We start from the raw sequence: 16,206 nt of genomic DNA, 5'->3' as shown, positions 1-16,206 counted from the left end.
TCGTATCGACGCGCATCCGCGCGGCTTCCTTCACAGCGACTAGGGGAATATCCGAGGATCCACTACCGGAATTGTGTGCTAGATCGGCAGACCTGCTTTGGCGGCACCTTCAACAATTCGCTCCGGATCGGACGGACTGGCGAACCAGAAGTTCGAAAGGCGTTCCCGAAGTGAATAGGCCGGGTTGATGGCAGTTAGATCGTTCCAGACTCGGCGGGCCTCCTCCACTTGACCCAAATGACCAAGCGCCGAGCACAAGTAGCCGCGCGAAATATCGGTTTCTGGGACCAGCAGGATGCGCGCCCGGAGCAGCGATGCTGCCGTTTCGTAGCGTGCTCCGAAGAGGTATGCCGTTGCAAGGTGGTGCAGGTTCTGGTGAGTCAGCGCCGGGTCGAGCCGGATGGCTTCCTCAAAGTAAGGGATAGCTTCCAGTGGCCGGCCGCCATGCGTGAACGCATTGCCGCGTCCCACTTGAACGAGGGTATGGTTGGGGTTGATTTTGAAGGCCTTGAGGGAGTCGTTCTCGACGCGGGCGCCGTCCTTTTCCATCAAGGCCACAATCGAGGAGATGCCGTAGCCCAGTGCAAAGTCCGGATCGATTTTGACGGCGGCATCGGCGCATCGGCGTGCTTCAGCGACCCCGGCGGTGACGTCCGGTAGCCACCGGTTCACGGCCATGGTCAAGAACGCTATTGAAAGGGCGACGTAGGGCCCGGGCAGGGTGGGATCGACGGCAAGCGCACGGCGCATGAGTTCGATGCCGGCGCGCGCCCGGTCCGGAGATGGACTCTCTGAAAACAGTATCGCTCTGCCTCTAAGGGATAGGTCCAACGCTTCGAGGTTCGCCGACTTCCCTTCGAGCTCGGCTAGAGTGGTGCGCGGAGATATCGAAAGGCGAAGCGCGTCCGCGACTTCGCGAGCAACCTCATCCTGGATCGCGAAGATGTCGGTAAGATCGCGATCGAACCGCGTCGACCAGACCTGCGAGCCATTCGCGGCGTCGGCCAGCTCTACATACATGCGCAGCCTCTGGCCAGAACGCTGCACGCTTCCGGTCAGCACGAACCGGACCTCGAGGTCGGCGCCGACTTTTCTCACGTCAATGTTCCGGTCGCGATAAGCAAAGCTCGAGTTGCGCGCGATGACCGACAGTCCCGGAACCTTGCCCAAGACACCGATGATCTCTTCCGCCAGGCCGTCGGCGAAGTAGGCTTGCTCCTGGTCTTCGCTCAGGTTGAAGAAGGGAAGAACCGCCACCGACGGCCTTTCGCTGAGCGGCGAGGCAGGACGGCCAGAGGCGTCGGGTAATGCAAGGCGATATCCGATGCGGGGCACCGTAACGATGATGTCGCCGTGAGAGCCCTTGCCGAGGATCTTCCTTAGCGAGGCAACCTGTACCGAAAGGTTGCTCTCCTCTACGGCTCGCCCTTCCCATGCAGCATCCATCAGCTCCGATTTGGTAAGAATGTCACCGCGGCGCCTCAACAGGGCTGCAAGGAGACGGGAGCCTCGAGAACCGAGCGACCATGTTTGGCCGTTACGGCGGACCGATTCCGTCGCCGGATCAAATTCCAGATCGCCGATACTCAAGCGCGGGTGCATGTCGCCGGTCGACCTTGCTGGCTCACTTTTCGGAAGTATTTCGGACCCTCTTCGATACTCGATCCACGCCCTCAGGCCAATCTCCCATAATCATCAATCAATACGGGAGGAGGCCTGATGTTTCCCTACGTTTGGCATGACCCCTTCGCCGAGCTTGCACTGCTCCGTGACCCGAGTGCGCTGCAAAGAAGGACAATAGAAGCCCAGCACGAGGCAGCCAGGGGGCCATCGACATGCTTGGTGCTGGCGATCCTCTTCAACTTGGCAACGGTTGCGTTGGTGGTGGCGCACTGGATCTTCCAGCCCGCATCAATCGAGAGGAGCTCATCGGATGGACAAAGCGGATCTCAGCCACATCTACCAGTTCTGGTTCGGAGGACAGCGATGCACTGAGGCCATGGCAGGCGAGCGCGTCCGGGTCTGGATGGAACAATCCGACGAGACCGACAAGGTCATACGTCGAAGGTTCGGTCACTTGATCGCTGCAGCCGCTGGACAAACGTGGGCCCCGGAGCAACTGAGCCCTCAGGAAGCGATAGCGTTGGTCGTTCTTTTCGACCAGTTTCCACGCAATATCCACCGCGCCAGTGCCGAGGCATATGCCTACGATCCGCTCGCCCGAGATCTCGCGAGGATAATGGTTGCGGATGGATGGGAGGCTTATGAGACGCTCGAGCAATTCACGCTGGGCCTTCCTTTCGTGCATCACGAGGACCTAGACGACCAGAACTACATCCTGGGCCTAGCCGAAGGCAGGCTGGTGGCGGCGTCCGTCGAATCTCGGCCCCTCTGGCAGCCGACTGTCGACCAAATCCGGAAGCATCGCGATATTATTGCGCGCTTCGGTCGCTTTCCACATCGGAACGATGTCCTCGGGCGCCAGTCCACGGTCGAAGAAAGGGCTTTCTTGTCGAGGTGGGGGAGAGGCTTCTAACCAGTCGCACGCTAGCTCGCTACGCGGAATCACCAAGCCAGGTTAGGTTCCCATGCCACTCAGGCTGCATTGGGACCCGAAGCAGGCATTTGATTAGCCGGCACGAGATAGCCGCATGGCAGCGTCGGGAAGAAAATCGGCAGCTGACCACTCGAAGTCAGGACATCTCGACTCAGGGAAAGAATCTCCACCCTCCATCGAGAGACATAGGCAGCCGGGCACGGATTCCCCCTTTCGACCTCATCATTTCAAAACCAGATGCAGGATCCAAGGACGGGGGATATATTGCGTCCTTGGACTGACATTCACTGAGGGGGGCATGACATGCAGGCAATGCCGATAGCGCATCAAGCCGCGCAACCCGTGGTCGGGCCCCTATCCTCCTTGACCGGCTATCCGGCCGCCGTCCTCTGCTGGCTGCTTTCGGCCGGTGTCTATATCGCGGCAAAATGGGTGGCGCCTGAAATGCCGCCCTGGGGCCTCTGCTTCTGGCGGCTGACGCTCGCTTTCGCCATCCTGCTGCCGATCGTGCACCATCATCACGACGCGATGATCGGGCTTTTGCGAACTCGCGCCGTGGAGGTCGTCGCCGTGGGGGCGATCGGCCTCACGCTGTGCCAGGGCATGATCTACCATGGCCTCAATGACACCGACGCCACCACGGCCGGCATCATCATGGCGCTGTCGCCTGTCATGACGATGGTGCTCGCCCGTTTCGTGCTTGGCGAGCCGCTCGGGCTGTGGAAGTCGCTAGGCGCGCTGGTTGCGCTCGCCGGGATGATTTTCATCGTTGCCCACGGGAACCTGACGGCGCTGCTGCAACTCAAGTTCAACGCTGGCGAGCTGTGGATCGTCGGCAGCGCGTTCTGCTGGGGCCTGTACACCGTGCTTTTGCGCCGTGCCAAATTCGGCATCGAACTCTTGCCGATGGTCGTGCTGCTGCTCGGCGCCGGTGCGCTGGTCGCGCTGCCTTTCCATCTATGGGAACTGTTCAACGACGAACGCTCCACCATGGACGTCGACAGCATTCTCGCGCTCGCCTATCTGGCAGGCCCCGGCGGCGCCTTGATGTACTATCTCTACAACAAAAGCGTGGAAACGCTTGGTGCGAGCCGGGCGAGCATGCTGCTCTATCTGCAGACGGTGTTCGTCGCCATACTCGCCTATCTGTTGCTCGGCGAGGGCTTGCACGATTACGATCTTGTCGGTGCTGCCTTCATCGTCGCCGGAATCGTGCTCGCCACCGTGCTCAAACCCAGGACGACTCAACCACGCGTCGCGTAGTGGTCCTGCGAGTGACGGGTGAGGAATTGGCCTGAAGCGGAGCTCGATCAAGCAGACGCCGCTTGCGGCGAGGCCGCAGGTCGACGCGCCACCACGAGTTAACTACCGCAGCAAATACGCTCCGGTGCGTCACGACGATGGAAGAGGTGACCCGGCCTAGCCGCGCGGCCGGGTGGTCGAGCCGCGGACCAAAAGTTCGACCGGTATGATCACCTGGTTCGGGGCGCCGTTTGCAAACACCGTCGTGGCGGCAAGTCTCCCCTTCCCGACAATGTCTTGAGCCACTGTCGTGAGCGGAGGCGTGGTGCGCGAAGACTCCGCGGTGCCATCGAAGCCGACGACCGACATGTGCTCGGGTATCTTGATATTGCGCCGACGCGCTTCGTCCAGGACGGTGATTGCCTGCCAGTCCGACATAGTCAAGATCGCCGTTGCTTGCGGAGCCCGGTCGAATACGATCGCTCCTGCCGAAGGCTCACCTGGGGTCGTCTCGATGATCGGGACATTGTCAATTGACAGACCGAACTCAGCCAAACCCTGGGCGAAGCCGGAGAGTCTCTCGTGATCGAGTTGAAAACCGGCAGAAATAGCGCGCGGGGCATTGCCCGGCATATGGACGATGGGCGGCCCCGATGTGCGCCGAATGGACAGGATTGCAAAACGCTGATGTCCAAGAGCAGCCAAGTGCCTGATGGCCGCCAGAGCCCCGCTCCTGCCGTCTATCCGGATCGAATTGACGTCCGGACCGGCATCGCTTTCGAGGATGACGAAGGGCAGCCGCCGGCGCCGTAAAGAAGCGATCAGCTCGATGTCCGCGCTGTGGCCCAGGATGAAGCCGTCAACTAAGGCCTCTCGAATGGTGGAGGTGCGCGTTTCGTCCGTACCATTGACCAAACTCAGCGTCGCTCCAGCCTCGTCACAAGCAAGCGAAACGCCAAGCACCAGCTCCCGCAGATACGGGCTCCTGATCATGTCGGCAATGGCGTATGCACCCGGGGGGATCAGGCCGATGGCGTTGAACTTGCCGTCGCGCAGCACGCGCCCTCTCGGGTCGGGGCCATCGTAACCAAGCTGGCGCGCCGCGGCCTCGACGCGCTGGCGCAGATCGGGCCGCACCAGGTCCGGATGGTTGAATACGTTGGAGACAGTACCGCGGGAGACTCCCGCGACCCGGCCGACATCGGCGAGCGTAGGCATTTTGGAAGCATTCATTTCCCTCAGTTAGACAATTTTTTGGAGCGCTCCAAGTTTTTTCTTGACGCTAAGGCTTAAATGTTGGAATTTGCATTTGGAGCGCTCCAAAGATTGAAAAATTGCAAGGTTTCGGCATCTGTGCCGAACATCGGCCAAGTGTGCCTGATTTCGCAAATCATCAAGGAGGATTAGGATGGCTACGACCAATGGTGCCCCGACCTCGCTCGTCGGAAAGACTTTTGATTGCTCGTTCGGACAGTTCGTACCGAGGCTGACGGTCCTGTCGCCGACCGAATTGCGGGTGCAGGCGACGATCGGCGCTACCGAGATCGACGAGGTGGTTCAGAGCAATCTGACCGGCGTTCGGCCCGGACTTTTCATCATGAATTGGACCGAGCAAGGCGGCAACTTTGTCGTGCAGGTTCAAGATCACGAGAACCAGATCGTTCATAACTATGCGCGACTGGCGGACGGGCAGCAATTCTGCGCGCAAGGCACAATTCAACCAGTGACGACGGCGTGAGGGCCGCCTGTGTATCTGAGAGGAGATTGTGCCATGACCACCAACATGATCGACCAGACCGACCCTACGCAGTGGGACCCAAAGCTTGACGCCGTGATCGCGGCGCCCGCAAACCACAAGGTATTGTTTGAGAATGACCGGCTACGCGTGCTTGAAGTGATCCTCAGGCCTGACGAGGAAGAGCCGACACATCACCACCGCTGGCCTTCAGTATTCGTGTTCGATCAGGTGGAAGGCCCTATCCACGACTTCGCGCCGGATGGGACAATGATGCCGCCCAATCGAGATGTCATCCAGGCGGTCCAGGCATGGGATGGTCAAGGCTGTCTCGTGGTGCATATGGCCCCCCAACCGGCGGGTCGCGTGCTCAATGCTTCGAGCAAGACCCTGCATGGTATTCGTGTCGAGATGAAGTCATAAAGCAGATGTGATCCTGGCCCCCGTGGACGACTTCGTAAAGAATAGCGGCAGGGTCCGGCGCCTCGGTTTGGGAAAACGCGTCCTGGAGAACCATCAACAGGTGTTCCTCTCCTGCTCTGCGTCAGCGCGCGCGCCGGTAATGCATGGCGACCGCGCCGCTGCGGAGCGGCTTGGCCGAGATCAGCTCGAGCCGTCGCGTGCTGGGCAGCCCGCTCTGGTAGAGGGTCGGGCCGTGGCCCGCGATCCTGGGGTGCACGAGGAGCTTGTACTCGTCGATTAGATCCAGCCGGTCCAGCTCGGTCGCGAGCTTGCCGCTACCGAGGAGCACGCCGGCCGGGGTCGCGTCCTTGAGCCTCTGCACGCCCGTGCGCAGTTCGCCGCCGATGTGGTGGCTGTTGGTCCACGGGAAGGCCTTTCGCGTCGATGACACTACGTACTTCGGCTTGGCATCCAGCTTGACCGCCCACTCGCGTATCGCCGGTGGCGCCTCCTCGTCGCCGCGGGCGACCGCCGGCCAGTAGCTCTCCATCATCTCGTAGGTGACGCGACCCCACAGCATTGCTCCGCGTTCATCCATAAGGCGGGTGAAGAAGGCGTGCGTCTCTTCGTCGGCAATTCCCTCCTGGTGGTCGACGCAGCCGTCCAGGGTGACGTTGATGCTGAAGGTCAATAGTCCCATGCGGCGAGTCTAAGCCATACAATGGAGAACATGAAGGCCGATTGCTCGCGGTTGATGTTGAACTTCCGCAATGGGTCGATTTGAGAAGTTGGCGCCAGGCCAAAAACCCGCCCTTCGCGGCGGACAATCGGCGGCTCCAGGGAGCCTGCCGGATACACTGTCGTACAATGGCGCAGATGCGCCCGTATAGATTTGAACTGTCGTCGACTTTTGGCTTGATCACAGGCGCGACGGCTGCTTTCGAGAGGTTGCCATTTAGTAGTGGACAGTCCGTTTTCGGCCCAATCCCGGCCATTGGCGGCAGCCAGTTTGATTGAGCTGGTACCCCACCCGGCACGTCAGTCGCGAGCGACACTTTCGGCTCTCCGTCCGCAATTGCGTTAAAAAGATAGAGAGCGGTTCTGCGTTTCCGCGACAGGACGAACCGCTTTGACCGGCCTGATCACCGAACGCGCCGGCCGGTAAAGGGCAAGGCACAGCACCATGATCTTGGTGAGGAGCGTCGTCTTGGAGGAGATGCTCTCCGAGGTGTTGAGAAGAATGAGCCAGCCCAGCATCGGCAGCCAGACGCCAGGATGGCAGCGGCGCGCCACCTCATGCATGAACAGCCCGAAGCTGGACATCATCAAAAGGGTGAAGAAGGCGCCCTGGTAGACTGTCATGCGGATGAATGGATTTTCGATACCCCATTCGAGGCCGTTGATGCGGCGCAGGCTCTCGACGAGGTCGACGCTCGGCCCGACGATCACATCGCGCAGTTCCAGATAGTTGAAGATCTCGAACATCTCGACGCGGGCATTGGCGCTGCCGCCATCCGAAACGAAGCGGCCGAGCAGCGCATCGAAAAAGCCCTCCGAGGCCAATATGGCGATGGCAGCCGGCAGCAGCGCGACCAGCATCATGGCCAGGGCGGCGCCGAGCAGGTTGACGCGCCCCGTGCGCAGTTTGCGAAAGCCGTGGAAAAGCACATAGCTGCCACCCAGAAGGATGGTCACCACCATCGCCGACCGGCCGCCGAACGCAACGAGCGCCGCGCATTGCAGGCCGATCATCGCCAGCCGCAGCGGAGCCGGCAGCGATCTCGCACCGCTCAAAAGGGCAAGCACGTAGATCGACGTCAGCGTGGCATTGACAAGTGGATGCCCCTGCAGCGCGCTCGAACGCAGGTCGGTGGCAAACACCTCGCCATCGAAACGATAGGGAAACACCAGTGTCTTGGTAGCGAATTCGACAAGGGCGAGCAGCGCATTGACCGTCATGACCGCGTGAATGACGGTGCGCAGCCGGGCGAATGTCCATTCGTCATCCTCGCCGAGCATGAGCACCAGCAGCCCGGACGCCACGAACGTGTCGACCATGCCGGCCATGCCTGGACGTTGCCTGACGATGACGACGACCAGCAACACGACGGCGATGACGATCATCAGCGCGGTGGCGGGCCGCCTGTCGGCGACGTGGACGCAATAGCCGACCGGATTGCCGAACGTGCATGAACGCCAGGCAAACAGCAGAATGATGAGATAGGTGGAGGGATGTATCTTGGTTGCCGCGCTGCCTGACAGGCCGTCGTAATTGTAGCCCAGGAGCCAGAGCATGCCGCCCGACACGCTGAACAGCACCACAACGGCCGCGATCAGTCCAAACTGGGTCACCGCATCGACGGAGGTGCCGGCGCGGGGCGCGGCAGCGCCGAAAGTCGAGGCGGTTCCGCTCCAGCCGGAGGCCATGTCAGGCCACCTCGTCGACCAGCAAGGCGCCTGTCGGCACCCGCCCCATGACGGAAATCGCCTGCACCGCCGCCGTCACATCGCGCATCGGCGTGGCGTTCAACCTGGCGACGAGCACGATCTCGTCGACCATGGCGACAAGCGGCGAGGCATTCAGATTCTCGGCCAGCGCACCGCCATCGACGACGACGAGTTCGAAACTGCGGCTCGCCTGCGACAGCATGTGCTGCGCGAAGTAGACGCCGTGCGCTTCCTGGAAGATCGCCTTCGGCCGGCCCCTGCCCAGCAGGGCGACGTTGCTGCCCGGGGCGTACCGGCTGACGGCTTCAAACGCATACTCGCCGCGCAACACATCGAGTATGCCGGGCTGCGGATCCTTCTGGCCGCTGCCGGTGTTGGTATCGACGAACAGGACCCGGCTGCCCCTGGCCGCCGCGGCGTTGGCGATGAGCCGTGCGATCCTGTTGCGTTGCTGGCCGTCTTCCGGCGGCGATGTCACCAGGATCGACGGCACCAGCGGCCAATCCGGCGGACGCCGGCCCGAACTGAACATGCGCCGGAGCGCCAGACCGACGACAGCGTCCGTCTTCTGGCTGGACGCGACGGCCGGGCTCGTGCCGAAAGGCCACCAGCGCCATCCTGCCTTTCCTCCCGCCGGCAGGATGCCAAGCACGGGGGCATCGATGGTGAATTGCATCTGGTTGCTGGAAAGCACGGTCGGCGAGGAGTACTCCGCGATCAGCGCGAGGCCAGTGCCCAGCCCAAATCCGCCAAACACGGCGCCAAACAAAAGCAGCCCCAGCGGCGGCCAGCTCTTTTTCTGCGCTGGCATCGCATCCGAAATGACACGCGCGTTGGTGCTGTCGACATTGATCTGCTCGCGCGTTTCCTGGGCCCGCTGCAGGTAGGTTGCGTAGACCGAACGGACCGCCTCGAGATCGCGCTGCAATTCGCGCAGCCGCACGGATGCCTGGTCGGTGTCGAGCGATTTGTTCTTGAGGCCGGCGACCTTCGCTTCCAGCGCCTGCTGGTTGGCGAGCGCCCGCTCGTAATCGGTCTCGGCGGCCGTCCGGATCCGGCCGAGCTCGCGCGCGATCAGCTGCCGCGTGTCACGCAGTTGCTGCTGCGCGGCGATCATCGACGGATGGCGCGGTCCCAGTTCCGTGCCAAGCTGCGAGACCTGGTCGACAAGCGTTGCCTCCTGTGACCGCAGGCTCGAAATCACCGACGAGCGCATCGCTTCCGAGGTTGCGTCCGGCGTGCCGCTCTGCCTGCGCATCTGGTCGACCTGCGCCTTCAGCGTCGCGGTGCGGCTTTGCGCCGCCGACAGTTGCGTGTTGAGCTCGGTCAGTTCCTGGTCGCTGACCAGATTGCCCGCTGTCATCACCATGTTGTTGGCGGACTTGTAGGCCTCGACGGCATTCTCGGCCTGCTGGACGCGCTTGCGCTGTTCGTCCAGCCGCGCGGTGATCGACTCCGAGGCATCGGTGGCGGATTTTGCGCGCGCGCTCGCCTGGTCGGCCAGATAGGCTTGTGCGATGGCGTTGGCCAGAAGGGCTGCCTTGTCGGCACTCTTGGCGGTGACGATGACGTCGATGACCAGCACCTTGTCCGCCCGCTTCACCGCCAGGCGCCGGCGCAGGCCGTCGAGCGTCTGCACCGTCCTGTCGGTCGCGGCCGGACCCGAACCGAGCAGGCGCGACAGCATGCCCTGCCCGTTGAACTCCGGGTCGTCCGTCAGATTGGTTGCCTTGATCGCCCGCAGCAACACGCCGGTCGACTGGACGACGCTGACCTGGCTTTCAACCTGCGTGATGCCGCCGTCGGGCGCCAGTCCGCTCGGATTGATATCGTTGGTGACGACTTGCAGATCCTGCGGATCGATGATGATTTCCGCCACCGAGCTGTAGAGCGCGGGGGTGAGCAGGCCGTAGAGCAGGGTTGCGAGCGTCAGCAGCACGGCGGTGCCGATGATCCAGAGGCGACGGCGCACCAAAATGCGCTTCAGATCGCCAAGCTCGACAGTCGAAGGTGCGTATGATCCCGCTGATTCCACCGATCCCGCTTCCGGAAAGTATTGCTGAGGCACCACGGGCAGAGATGATAGCATAGCTGCCTCCTACAATACTCCATTTGCCTGCAAGACAAAATTGCGGCGTGAGCCTAGCTATTCCTCCAATTGTTAAAACATTATTAATTATGTTCGGAGCTCGCATGAATTTTGGCACGGAGTTTGCTTAGAACGAAAACGGAGTGTTGAGATTGCAAAACTGAGCAGGAGACGGGCATAGATGAAGCAACACTTCAACCGGGCCGGCCGTGTCGGCGATGACATGCGCCAAACCGGTCGGGCCTTCGATATGCGGGTAAGCCTTCGCCTGGACAGCCAATGCGTCCGCGCTTTTCATGTCCTGTTGCTTCAGCGCCTGGCCTCGCATCCGGGGGTGACGCTGGTCGTCGACGCCCGGCCGGCTGGCGGCGGCATCCCGCGCAGCGCCGAGGCCTTGTTCCAGCTTGAAACAGCAATACATGGCTTGTCCCGCGATGGGTTGGCCAGGCACGTGCCACTTTCGCAACTCGCTCCCTACCGCACGGAGCAGCCCTCACCCGACCTGGTGCTCGACCTCTGTGGTGACGTCAGGCTGGAAGGCACGCGAGTCTGGCGCGTCACCTACGATGGCGCCAGTGGAGAAGCGGCGCTGCTGGCCTTGATCCTCAACGGCCAGACGCCGCTTGCCCGGATCGAGGAAGACGGCGTTGCGATTGCCGCCGGGCGCCTGGGAACCGAGTATGGCGGCATCGCGCTGGCTTCCTTCCAGGACATGCTGGCGCGCACGGCGAGCCTGATCGTCGCGGCGATGACACGTGCGGCCAAGGCCGTGCCGGTGCTGCCCGACCTGACGCAGATGGGTGCCCCGCCGCCAATGCCCTCGGCCGGCAAGCTTGCCGTCAGGGCGGGCAAAGCGCTGGCGCGGCGGATCGTCCAGAAGATCTACCATCTTTGCTACAACGCCCCGCACTGGAAGGTCGGCTGGCGGCAAACCGGCGGCCAGGACCTGTACGACCTGCGCGTGCATCCGGCATCGGGCTGGCAGGTGCTGCCGGACGATGGCAGCCGCTTCTATGCCGATCCATTCCCGATCGTTTACCAGGGCCAGGTCACCCTGTTCGTCGAGGACTACATCCACCGGCTCGGCAAGGCCATCATCTCCGCCGTGCCCTTCGGTCCGGCAGGCCCGCTCGGACGCCCCGAGCCCGTGCTCGAACTGCCCTACCATCTCTCCTACCCCTTCGTCTTCGAGCGCGACGGTGAGGTCTGGATGGTGCCGGAAAGCTGCGCCAACGGCACGGTCGATCTCTACCGCGCGACCGCCTTCCCGGGTGGCTGGGTCAAGGAAGCCACACTTCTGTCCGGCGTCGTCGCCAGCGACGCCACGCTGGTCGAACATGGCGGCCGCTGGTGGATGTTCGCCACCGTCAGGGAGGGTGAAGGCACCATCCGGGATGGCGCGGGCGCCTTCTCCGACGCGCTTCATCTGTGGTCGGCGCCGGATTTTCGCGGCCCCTGGACGCCGCATCCGCACAATCCGGTGCTGATCGACATCGCCTCGGCGCGCCCGGCCGGCCGCATGGTGAAACGCGGCGACCAATTGCTGCGACCGGTGCAGGACTGCCGCAGGAGCTATGGCGCGGCTCTCGGCATTGCACGCGTTTCTCACCTTGATTTGATCGGCATGGAGCAGGTCGTTGAGACGATCTTAAATCCAGGTGCGCTATGGGGTGGGCGCAAGCTGCACACCCTCAACGAGGCGGGCGGCTTCGAGTTCATCGACGGTTCGGCGATCGCACCGCGCTGGAAGCAAGGAAGTGGCGGCCGGCATTAACCTAAAGATTGGTTACTACCAGTCGCGCGCGCAGGTTGCTTGAGGTTGATTTGGGTCCGGGCGTATTTTCCACCACAGATTGCAGAGCAGGAACATGACGAGCAGAAAGGGCAGCGAAATGACCATCGCAGGGGCTGGCCCAGCCGAAGTCGACGTGGCGATCGTCGGCGCCGGACTGGCCGGCACGACCTTGGCAATGGTGCTCGGAAGAGCCGGCCGCAAGGTGGCGTTGATCGATCCGCACCACACCCATCCCGATGAGTTCCGGGCCGAGAAGCTTGGCACGGGCCAGTCGCGCCTGTTCGAGAAACTGGGACTCAACTCGATCGTCCTGCCGCTGATGACGGCGATGGACGACATCCATGTCTTCCGCCTTGGCCAATTGTTCTCACGCGATCGGCGTCTGGAACATGGATTCTCCTATGGCGCGCTGATCAATGGCTTGCGAGCCGCCTTGCCGCGCGAGGTGCCGGTGACCGTGGCCAAGGTCGCCGAGATCACCACCGGGCCGGACAAGCAGCGGCTTGTTCTGACCACAGGCGACATCATCGACGCCCGGCTGGTGGTTGTGGCCACTGGCCACAGCGAGGCGGTGCGGCGCGCCGTCGGCGTCCGCCGCATCGAGGACTCCAAGGCCCATTCGCTTTCGATTGGATTCGATCTGGCCACGCCGCCGGGCGAATGCGGCTTCCAGGCCGTCACCTGTTTCGGCAGGCGGGCCGAAGACCGTGTCGCCTATCTCAGCGTGTTTCCCATCGGCGGCGTCATGCGTGGGAACATGTTCGTATATCGGCAGGCGGGCGAGCCCTGGACCAAGGCATTCCGCAAGGATCCGCAGAAAATGCTTTGCGAACTCATGCCGGAGATCGCCGCGCAGTGCGGAAACTTCAAGATCGACGGGGCCGTCGAGATCAGGCCGATCGATCTGACGCGAACGGAAGGACATCGGCGCGACGGGGTTGTCTTCGTCGGCGACGCCTTCTGCACGACCTGTCCAACGCCGGGCGTCGGCATCGAGCGGGTGATGACCGATGTCGATCAGCTCCATTCGGTTCACATTCCGCGCTGGCTCGAAACACCAGGAATGGCGGCCGACAAGATCTGCGCCTTCTACGACGACCCGGTCAAGATCGCCGCCGATGAGCACGGCATGAGGGCCAGCGTCTATGCCAAGGCGATCACCACCGGCACAGGGCTGGAATGGCGCATCCGCCGCCTGCGCAACAACACCGCGCGCCAGCTGATGATCGTCGGCCGCAAGATGCGGCATTTGGGACAGCGGCGGGCGACGGCTGTCAGCGGCGAAGCGTCATAGAACAACCCCGTCGCCTGGTCACCCCAGCGTCAATCCAGCCTTGCGCGCCTCCTCGCGCAGGAACGGCAGCCCGACGCCGATCACATCGTCCGGATTGTCGGCCACCGGCCGCCATACCGCCAGCCCGCCGGCAATGTCGACATCGACATGGTTCATGCTTTCCAGCGTGATGGCGCCGGTGTAGCCGATGGCGGCGATCGCCTTCATGCAGGCCGCCCAGTTGAGCATGCCGCGGCCCGGCACGCCACGATTGGCTTCCGAGACATGGACGTAGCCGAGATAGGGCGCCGCGGCGCGGAAGCCGGCCTCGAAACTCTCCTCCTCGATATGCATGTGGTAGGTGTCGAGATGGATGAAGATGTTGTCGGCGCCGACGCGCTCGATGATGTTTGCCGCATCGATGCCGCGATTGATCAGGTGCGTTTCGTAGCGGTTGCAGGGCTCGATGCCGAGCTTCAGCCCATGCGTCTTGGCTGCTTTCGCGGCGCGCGTGAGGAAGCTGCACATGCCATCGATTTCTTCCGCTGTCGGCGCGCGTCCGGACGTCTTGCCGATCGTACCGTAGGTGACGCCGCCGAGCGCTTCACTGCCCACCGCTTCGCAGACGGAAAAGGCCGGTTCCAGGAAAGCCAGCGCCTCGTCCGGCCGCGCCACCACGTCGAGCGAGGCAGGCAGGCCGAGCGACGGGATAAGTTCGACGCCTTGGCGCTCGGCGAAGGCGCGCGTACGTTTGGTGTCGATCTCCTCGGGGCGCAGCAGCGGGATCTCCAAGAGGCCGATGCCGAGCCCCTTCAGCCGCTCCATCTGCGGCTCGATCAGGTCGAGGTCCCAGACCGGTGCGATGGCGAACGTGTGCAGTCCAAAAACATTCATCAGCTCTAGCCTCTCTGTTCGTGCGCCGCCGCGGCGCTGGTGTCGCCGCCGCCGACGATGCGGCCGACGACTTCGTTCATATTGGTTTTGGCGGTGACCAGATTGGCCTCGGCGCGGCCATGGCGCAGGACCACGATGCGGTCGGTGACCGCCAGCACGTCGTTCAGCCGGTGCGAGATCAGGATGACGGCGATGCCTTCCGACTTCAGCCGGCGGATGAGATCGAGCACGCTCTGTACCTCACGCACGGCGAGTGCCGCCGTCGGTTCGTCCATGATCACCAACCTCGGATTGAAGGTCAGCGCCCTGGCGATCGCCACCGTCTGCTGCTGGCCGCCCGAGAACGAGCCGACCGAGCGGTTGATCGATGGCAGATGCGCGCCGAGCCGCTCGATCATCTTGCCCGCCTGACGGTCCATCTCGGCCTTGTCGACGAAGCCCGGAATGAGCCCGAACAGCTTCTTCGTCGGCTCGCGGCCGAGGAAGATGTTGGCGGCCACGTCCTGCTGTTTGGCCAGCGACAGGTCCTGGTAGATCATCTCGATGCCGAGCTGGCGCCGCTGGCCGGGGTCGAGCGGCAGGATGTCCTTGCCGCCGAGCTCGATCGAGCCGGCATCGGCGCGATAGATGCCGGTGATGGTCTTCATCAGCGTCGACTTGCCGGCGCCATTGTCGCCGACGAGGCCGATCACTTCGCCGGCCTCGACACTGAGGTCGACGCCATGCAGCACGTCGACCGCGCCAAAGCTCTTGCGGATGCCGTGCAGGGTGAGAAGGGTCATACGCGTGACTCCTTCCTGACCTGATACTGGTCGATGAACACCGCCAGGATCAGCACCGCGCCGATCGCCATCTGCTGGTAGTAGGATTGCACCGCCAGCAGCGTCAGCCCGTTCTGCAGTACGCCCATGATCAGCGCGCCGATCATGGTACCGAGGATCGAGGCGCGGCCGCCGAACAGATTGGTGCCGCCGATGATCGCAGCGGTGATCGCGGTGAGCTCATAGTTGATGCCGGCGGTCGGGTCGCCGGCATTGACGCGGGCGGTGAACAGCAGGCCGGCAAGGCCGGCGAGCGCCCCCGACAGCGTGTAGATGATGCGGCGATGGTGTTCGACGCGAATGCCCGCGGCGCGCGCCGCGCCCTCGCTGTCGCCGAGCGCCAGCGTGTGGCGGCCAAAGCGCGTGTAGGCCAGCAGGCAGTGCGCGACGATGGCCGTCAGCACCAGCAGGATGACCGGCATCGGAATGCCGAACGGCCGGCCCTGGCCGATATAGACGATCTCGGGCGGCAAGCCGTAGATCGCCCTGCCCTGCGAGATGACCAGCGCCAGCCCGCGCGCCAGGCCCAGCATGCCGAGCGTGACGATGAAGGCCGGCACGAAGGCGCGGGTGACGAGCTGGCCGTTGATGTAGCCGGCAAGGCCGCCGGCGATGATGCAGGCGCAGACCGCGAACACCGACGGCCAGCCGAGATTGACGGCAACAAAGGCCCCGGCGACGCCGGCCAGCCCCATCACCGAACCGAGCGACAGGTCGAGCCCGCCCGAGCCGATGACGAAGGTGGCGGCGATCGCCAGCACGCCGATGGTTGAGGTGGCGAGCAGGATGTTGAGGAAATTGCTGAGCGACAGGAAGTACGGCGACAGCACCGCCATGACGGCGCTCAACGCCACCAGCACCAGCAGCGATTCCAGCCTTATATGCAGCCGCTCGACGGATGCACGCTGCACCCGGGCCCAGAAACCGGGCTGCGCCATTTCGGAAGCCAT

The 16,206-nt window shown here is 63.0% G+C and carries 14 protein-coding genes; 6 read left to right on the top strand and 8 right to left on the bottom strand.

Annotation, left to right across the window (positions count from 1 at the left end):
- Positions 1-78 precede the first annotated feature (78 nt).
- Positions 79-1,602 carry a winged helix-turn-helix domain-containing tetratricopeptide repeat protein gene (locus AC1D10_RS29965; RefSeq protein ID WP_477278377.1) on the bottom strand — a complete coding sequence of 508 codons (1,524 nt, stop codon included), beginning with the start codon at positions 1,600-1,602 and terminating at the stop codon, positions 79-81.
- A 331-nt stretch (positions 1,603-1,933) separates the two neighbouring features.
- Here AC1D10_RS29965 and AC1D10_RS29960 point away from each other — a divergent pair, with 331 nt between their 5' ends.
- Positions 1,934-2,536 (top strand): DUF924 family protein, encoded by a 603-nt coding sequence (locus AC1D10_RS29960; RefSeq protein ID WP_477278375.1) that lies wholly within the window; start codon positions 1,934-1,936, stop codon positions 2,534-2,536.
- Between the two features lie 324 nt (positions 2,537-2,860).
- Positions 2,861-3,820 carry a DMT family transporter gene (locus AC1D10_RS29955; protein WP_477278373.1) on the top strand — a complete coding sequence of 320 codons (960 nt, stop codon included), beginning with the start codon at positions 2,861-2,863 and terminating at the stop codon, positions 3,818-3,820.
- A gap of 156 nt (positions 3,821-3,976) precedes the next feature.
- Here the strand turns inward: AC1D10_RS29955 and AC1D10_RS29950 are convergent, their stop codons facing one another.
- The gene (locus tag AC1D10_RS29950) at positions 3,977-5,017 is read right to left on the bottom strand and encodes a LacI family DNA-binding transcriptional regulator (protein WP_477278371.1); all 1,041 of its coding nucleotides are present in this window, start codon (positions 5,015-5,017) and stop codon (positions 3,977-3,979) included.
- Positions 5,018-5,207: 190 nt separating this feature from the next.
- On the opposite strand from AC1D10_RS29950, the gene AC1D10_RS29945 reads away from it, so the two are divergent.
- Positions 5,208-5,537 carry a MoaF-related domain-containing protein gene (locus AC1D10_RS29945; protein WP_477278369.1) on the top strand — a complete coding sequence of 110 codons (330 nt, stop codon included), beginning with the start codon at positions 5,208-5,210 and terminating at the stop codon, positions 5,535-5,537.
- Positions 5,538-5,570: 33 nt separating this feature from the next.
- A complete protein-coding gene (locus tag AC1D10_RS29940; protein WP_477278367.1) occupies positions 5,571-5,957 on the top strand; it encodes a hypothetical protein in 387 nt (128 codons plus the stop codon).
- 121 nt (positions 5,958-6,078) lie between these two features.
- Here AC1D10_RS29940 and AC1D10_RS29935 read toward each other — a convergent pair whose 3' ends face one another.
- The 3 genes from AC1D10_RS29935 to AC1D10_RS29925 all read right to left on the bottom strand — a co-directional run bounded on the left by AC1D10_RS29935 (position 6,079) and on the right by AC1D10_RS29925 (position 10,473).
- On the bottom strand, positions 6,079-6,636 hold the full coding sequence (locus AC1D10_RS29935) for a dihydrofolate reductase family protein (protein ID WP_477278365.1): 558 nt from the start codon (positions 6,634-6,636) through the stop codon (positions 6,079-6,081).
- A 380-nt stretch (positions 6,637-7,016) separates the two neighbouring features.
- A complete protein-coding gene (locus tag AC1D10_RS29930) occupies positions 7,017-8,363 on the bottom strand; it encodes a VpsF family polysaccharide biosynthesis protein (protein ID WP_477278363.1) in 1,347 nt (448 codons plus the stop codon).
- Between the two features lies 1 nt (position 8,364).
- Complete coding sequence (locus AC1D10_RS29925) at positions 8,365-10,473, bottom strand: GumC family protein (RefSeq protein WP_477278361.1); 2,109 nt, start codon at positions 10,471-10,473, stop codon at positions 8,365-8,367.
- Positions 10,474-10,723: 250 nt separating this feature from the next.
- On the opposite strand from AC1D10_RS29925, the gene AC1D10_RS29920 reads away from it, so the two are divergent.
- Together AC1D10_RS29920 and AC1D10_RS29915 are read left to right on the top strand one after the other, a co-directional pair.
- Entirely contained in the window at positions 10,724-12,247 is a 1,524-nt protein-coding gene (locus AC1D10_RS29920; RefSeq protein ID WP_477278648.1) for a glucosamine inositolphosphorylceramide transferase family protein, read from the top strand.
- A 94-nt stretch (positions 12,248-12,341) separates the two neighbouring features.
- Positions 12,342-13,562: an FAD-dependent oxidoreductase gene (locus tag AC1D10_RS29915; protein WP_477278359.1), complete on the top strand. Its 1,221-nt coding sequence runs from the start codon at positions 12,342-12,344 to the stop codon at positions 13,560-13,562.
- Between the two features lie 18 nt (positions 13,563-13,580).
- On the opposite strand, the gene AC1D10_RS29910 is transcribed toward AC1D10_RS29915, so the two are convergent.
- Genes AC1D10_RS29910 through AC1D10_RS29900 form a run of 3 tightly spaced genes read right to left on the bottom strand, consistent with a single transcriptional unit; the run spans position 13,581 to position 16,206 of the window.
- On the bottom strand, positions 13,581-14,435 hold the full coding sequence (locus tag AC1D10_RS29910) for a sugar phosphate isomerase/epimerase family protein (RefSeq protein ID WP_477278357.1): 855 nt from the start codon (positions 14,433-14,435) through the stop codon (positions 13,581-13,583).
- A gap of 5 nt (positions 14,436-14,440) precedes the next feature.
- Positions 14,441-15,217 carry an ATP-binding cassette domain-containing protein gene (locus tag AC1D10_RS29905; RefSeq protein WP_477278355.1) on the bottom strand — a complete coding sequence of 259 codons (777 nt, stop codon included), beginning with the start codon at positions 15,215-15,217 and terminating at the stop codon, positions 14,441-14,443.
- Positions 15,214-16,206, bottom strand: coding sequence for an ABC transporter permease (locus tag AC1D10_RS29900; RefSeq protein ID WP_477278353.1), 993 nt, complete (start codon positions 16,204-16,206; stop codon positions 15,214-15,216). Before AC1D10_RS29900 ends, AC1D10_RS29905 begins: the two co-directional genes overlap by 4 nt.

The sequence above is a fragment of the Mesorhizobium sp. P2_A8 genome (assembly GCF_056404935.1).
The sequence above is the reverse complement of the archived record's forward strand: the minus strand, read 5'-3'. Positions and strand labels throughout refer to the sequence as shown.

Excerpts from the sequence above, each read along its gene's own strand:
- AC1D10_RS29965 (WP_477278377.1), bottom strand. The coding sequence starts at position 1,602 with ATGCACCCGCGCTTGAGTATCGGCGATCTGGAATTTGATCCGGCGACG.
- AC1D10_RS29960 (WP_477278375.1), top strand. The coding sequence starts at position 1,934 with ATGGACAAAGCGGATCTCAGCCACATCTACCAGTTCTGGTTCGGAGGA.
- AC1D10_RS29955 (WP_477278373.1), top strand. The coding sequence starts at position 2,861 with ATGCAGGCAATGCCGATAGCGCATCAAGCCGCGCAACCCGTGGTCGGG.
- AC1D10_RS29950 (WP_477278371.1), bottom strand. The coding sequence starts at position 5,017 with ATGCCTACGCTCGCCGATGTCGGCCGGGTCGCGGGAGTCTCCCGCGGT.
- AC1D10_RS29945 (WP_477278369.1), top strand. The coding sequence starts at position 5,208 with ATGGCTACGACCAATGGTGCCCCGACCTCGCTCGTCGGAAAGACTTTT.
- AC1D10_RS29940 (WP_477278367.1), top strand. The coding sequence starts at position 5,571 with ATGACCACCAACATGATCGACCAGACCGACCCTACGCAGTGGGACCCA.
- AC1D10_RS29935 (WP_477278365.1), bottom strand. The coding sequence starts at position 6,636 with ATGGGACTATTGACCTTCAGCATCAACGTCACCCTGGACGGCTGCGTC.
- AC1D10_RS29930 (WP_477278363.1), bottom strand. The coding sequence starts at position 8,363 with ATGGCCTCCGGCTGGAGCGGAACCGCCTCGACTTTCGGCGCTGCCGCG.
- AC1D10_RS29925 (WP_477278361.1), bottom strand. The coding sequence starts at position 10,473 with ATGCTATCATCTCTGCCCGTGGTGCCTCAGCAATACTTTCCGGAAGCG.
- AC1D10_RS29920 (WP_477278648.1), top strand. The coding sequence starts at position 10,724 with ATGCGGGTAAGCCTTCGCCTGGACAGCCAATGCGTCCGCGCTTTTCAT.
- AC1D10_RS29915 (WP_477278359.1), top strand. The coding sequence starts at position 12,342 with ATGACGAGCAGAAAGGGCAGCGAAATGACCATCGCAGGGGCTGGCCCA.
- AC1D10_RS29910 (WP_477278357.1), bottom strand. The coding sequence starts at position 14,435 with ATGAATGTTTTTGGACTGCACACGTTCGCCATCGCACCGGTCTGGGAC.
- AC1D10_RS29905 (WP_477278355.1), bottom strand. The coding sequence starts at position 15,217 with ATGACCCTTCTCACCCTGCACGGCATCCGCAAGAGCTTTGGCGCGGTC.
- AC1D10_RS29900 (WP_477278353.1), bottom strand. The coding sequence starts at position 16,206 with ATGGCTTCCGAAATGGCGCAGCCCGGTTTCTGGGCCCGGGTGCAGCGT.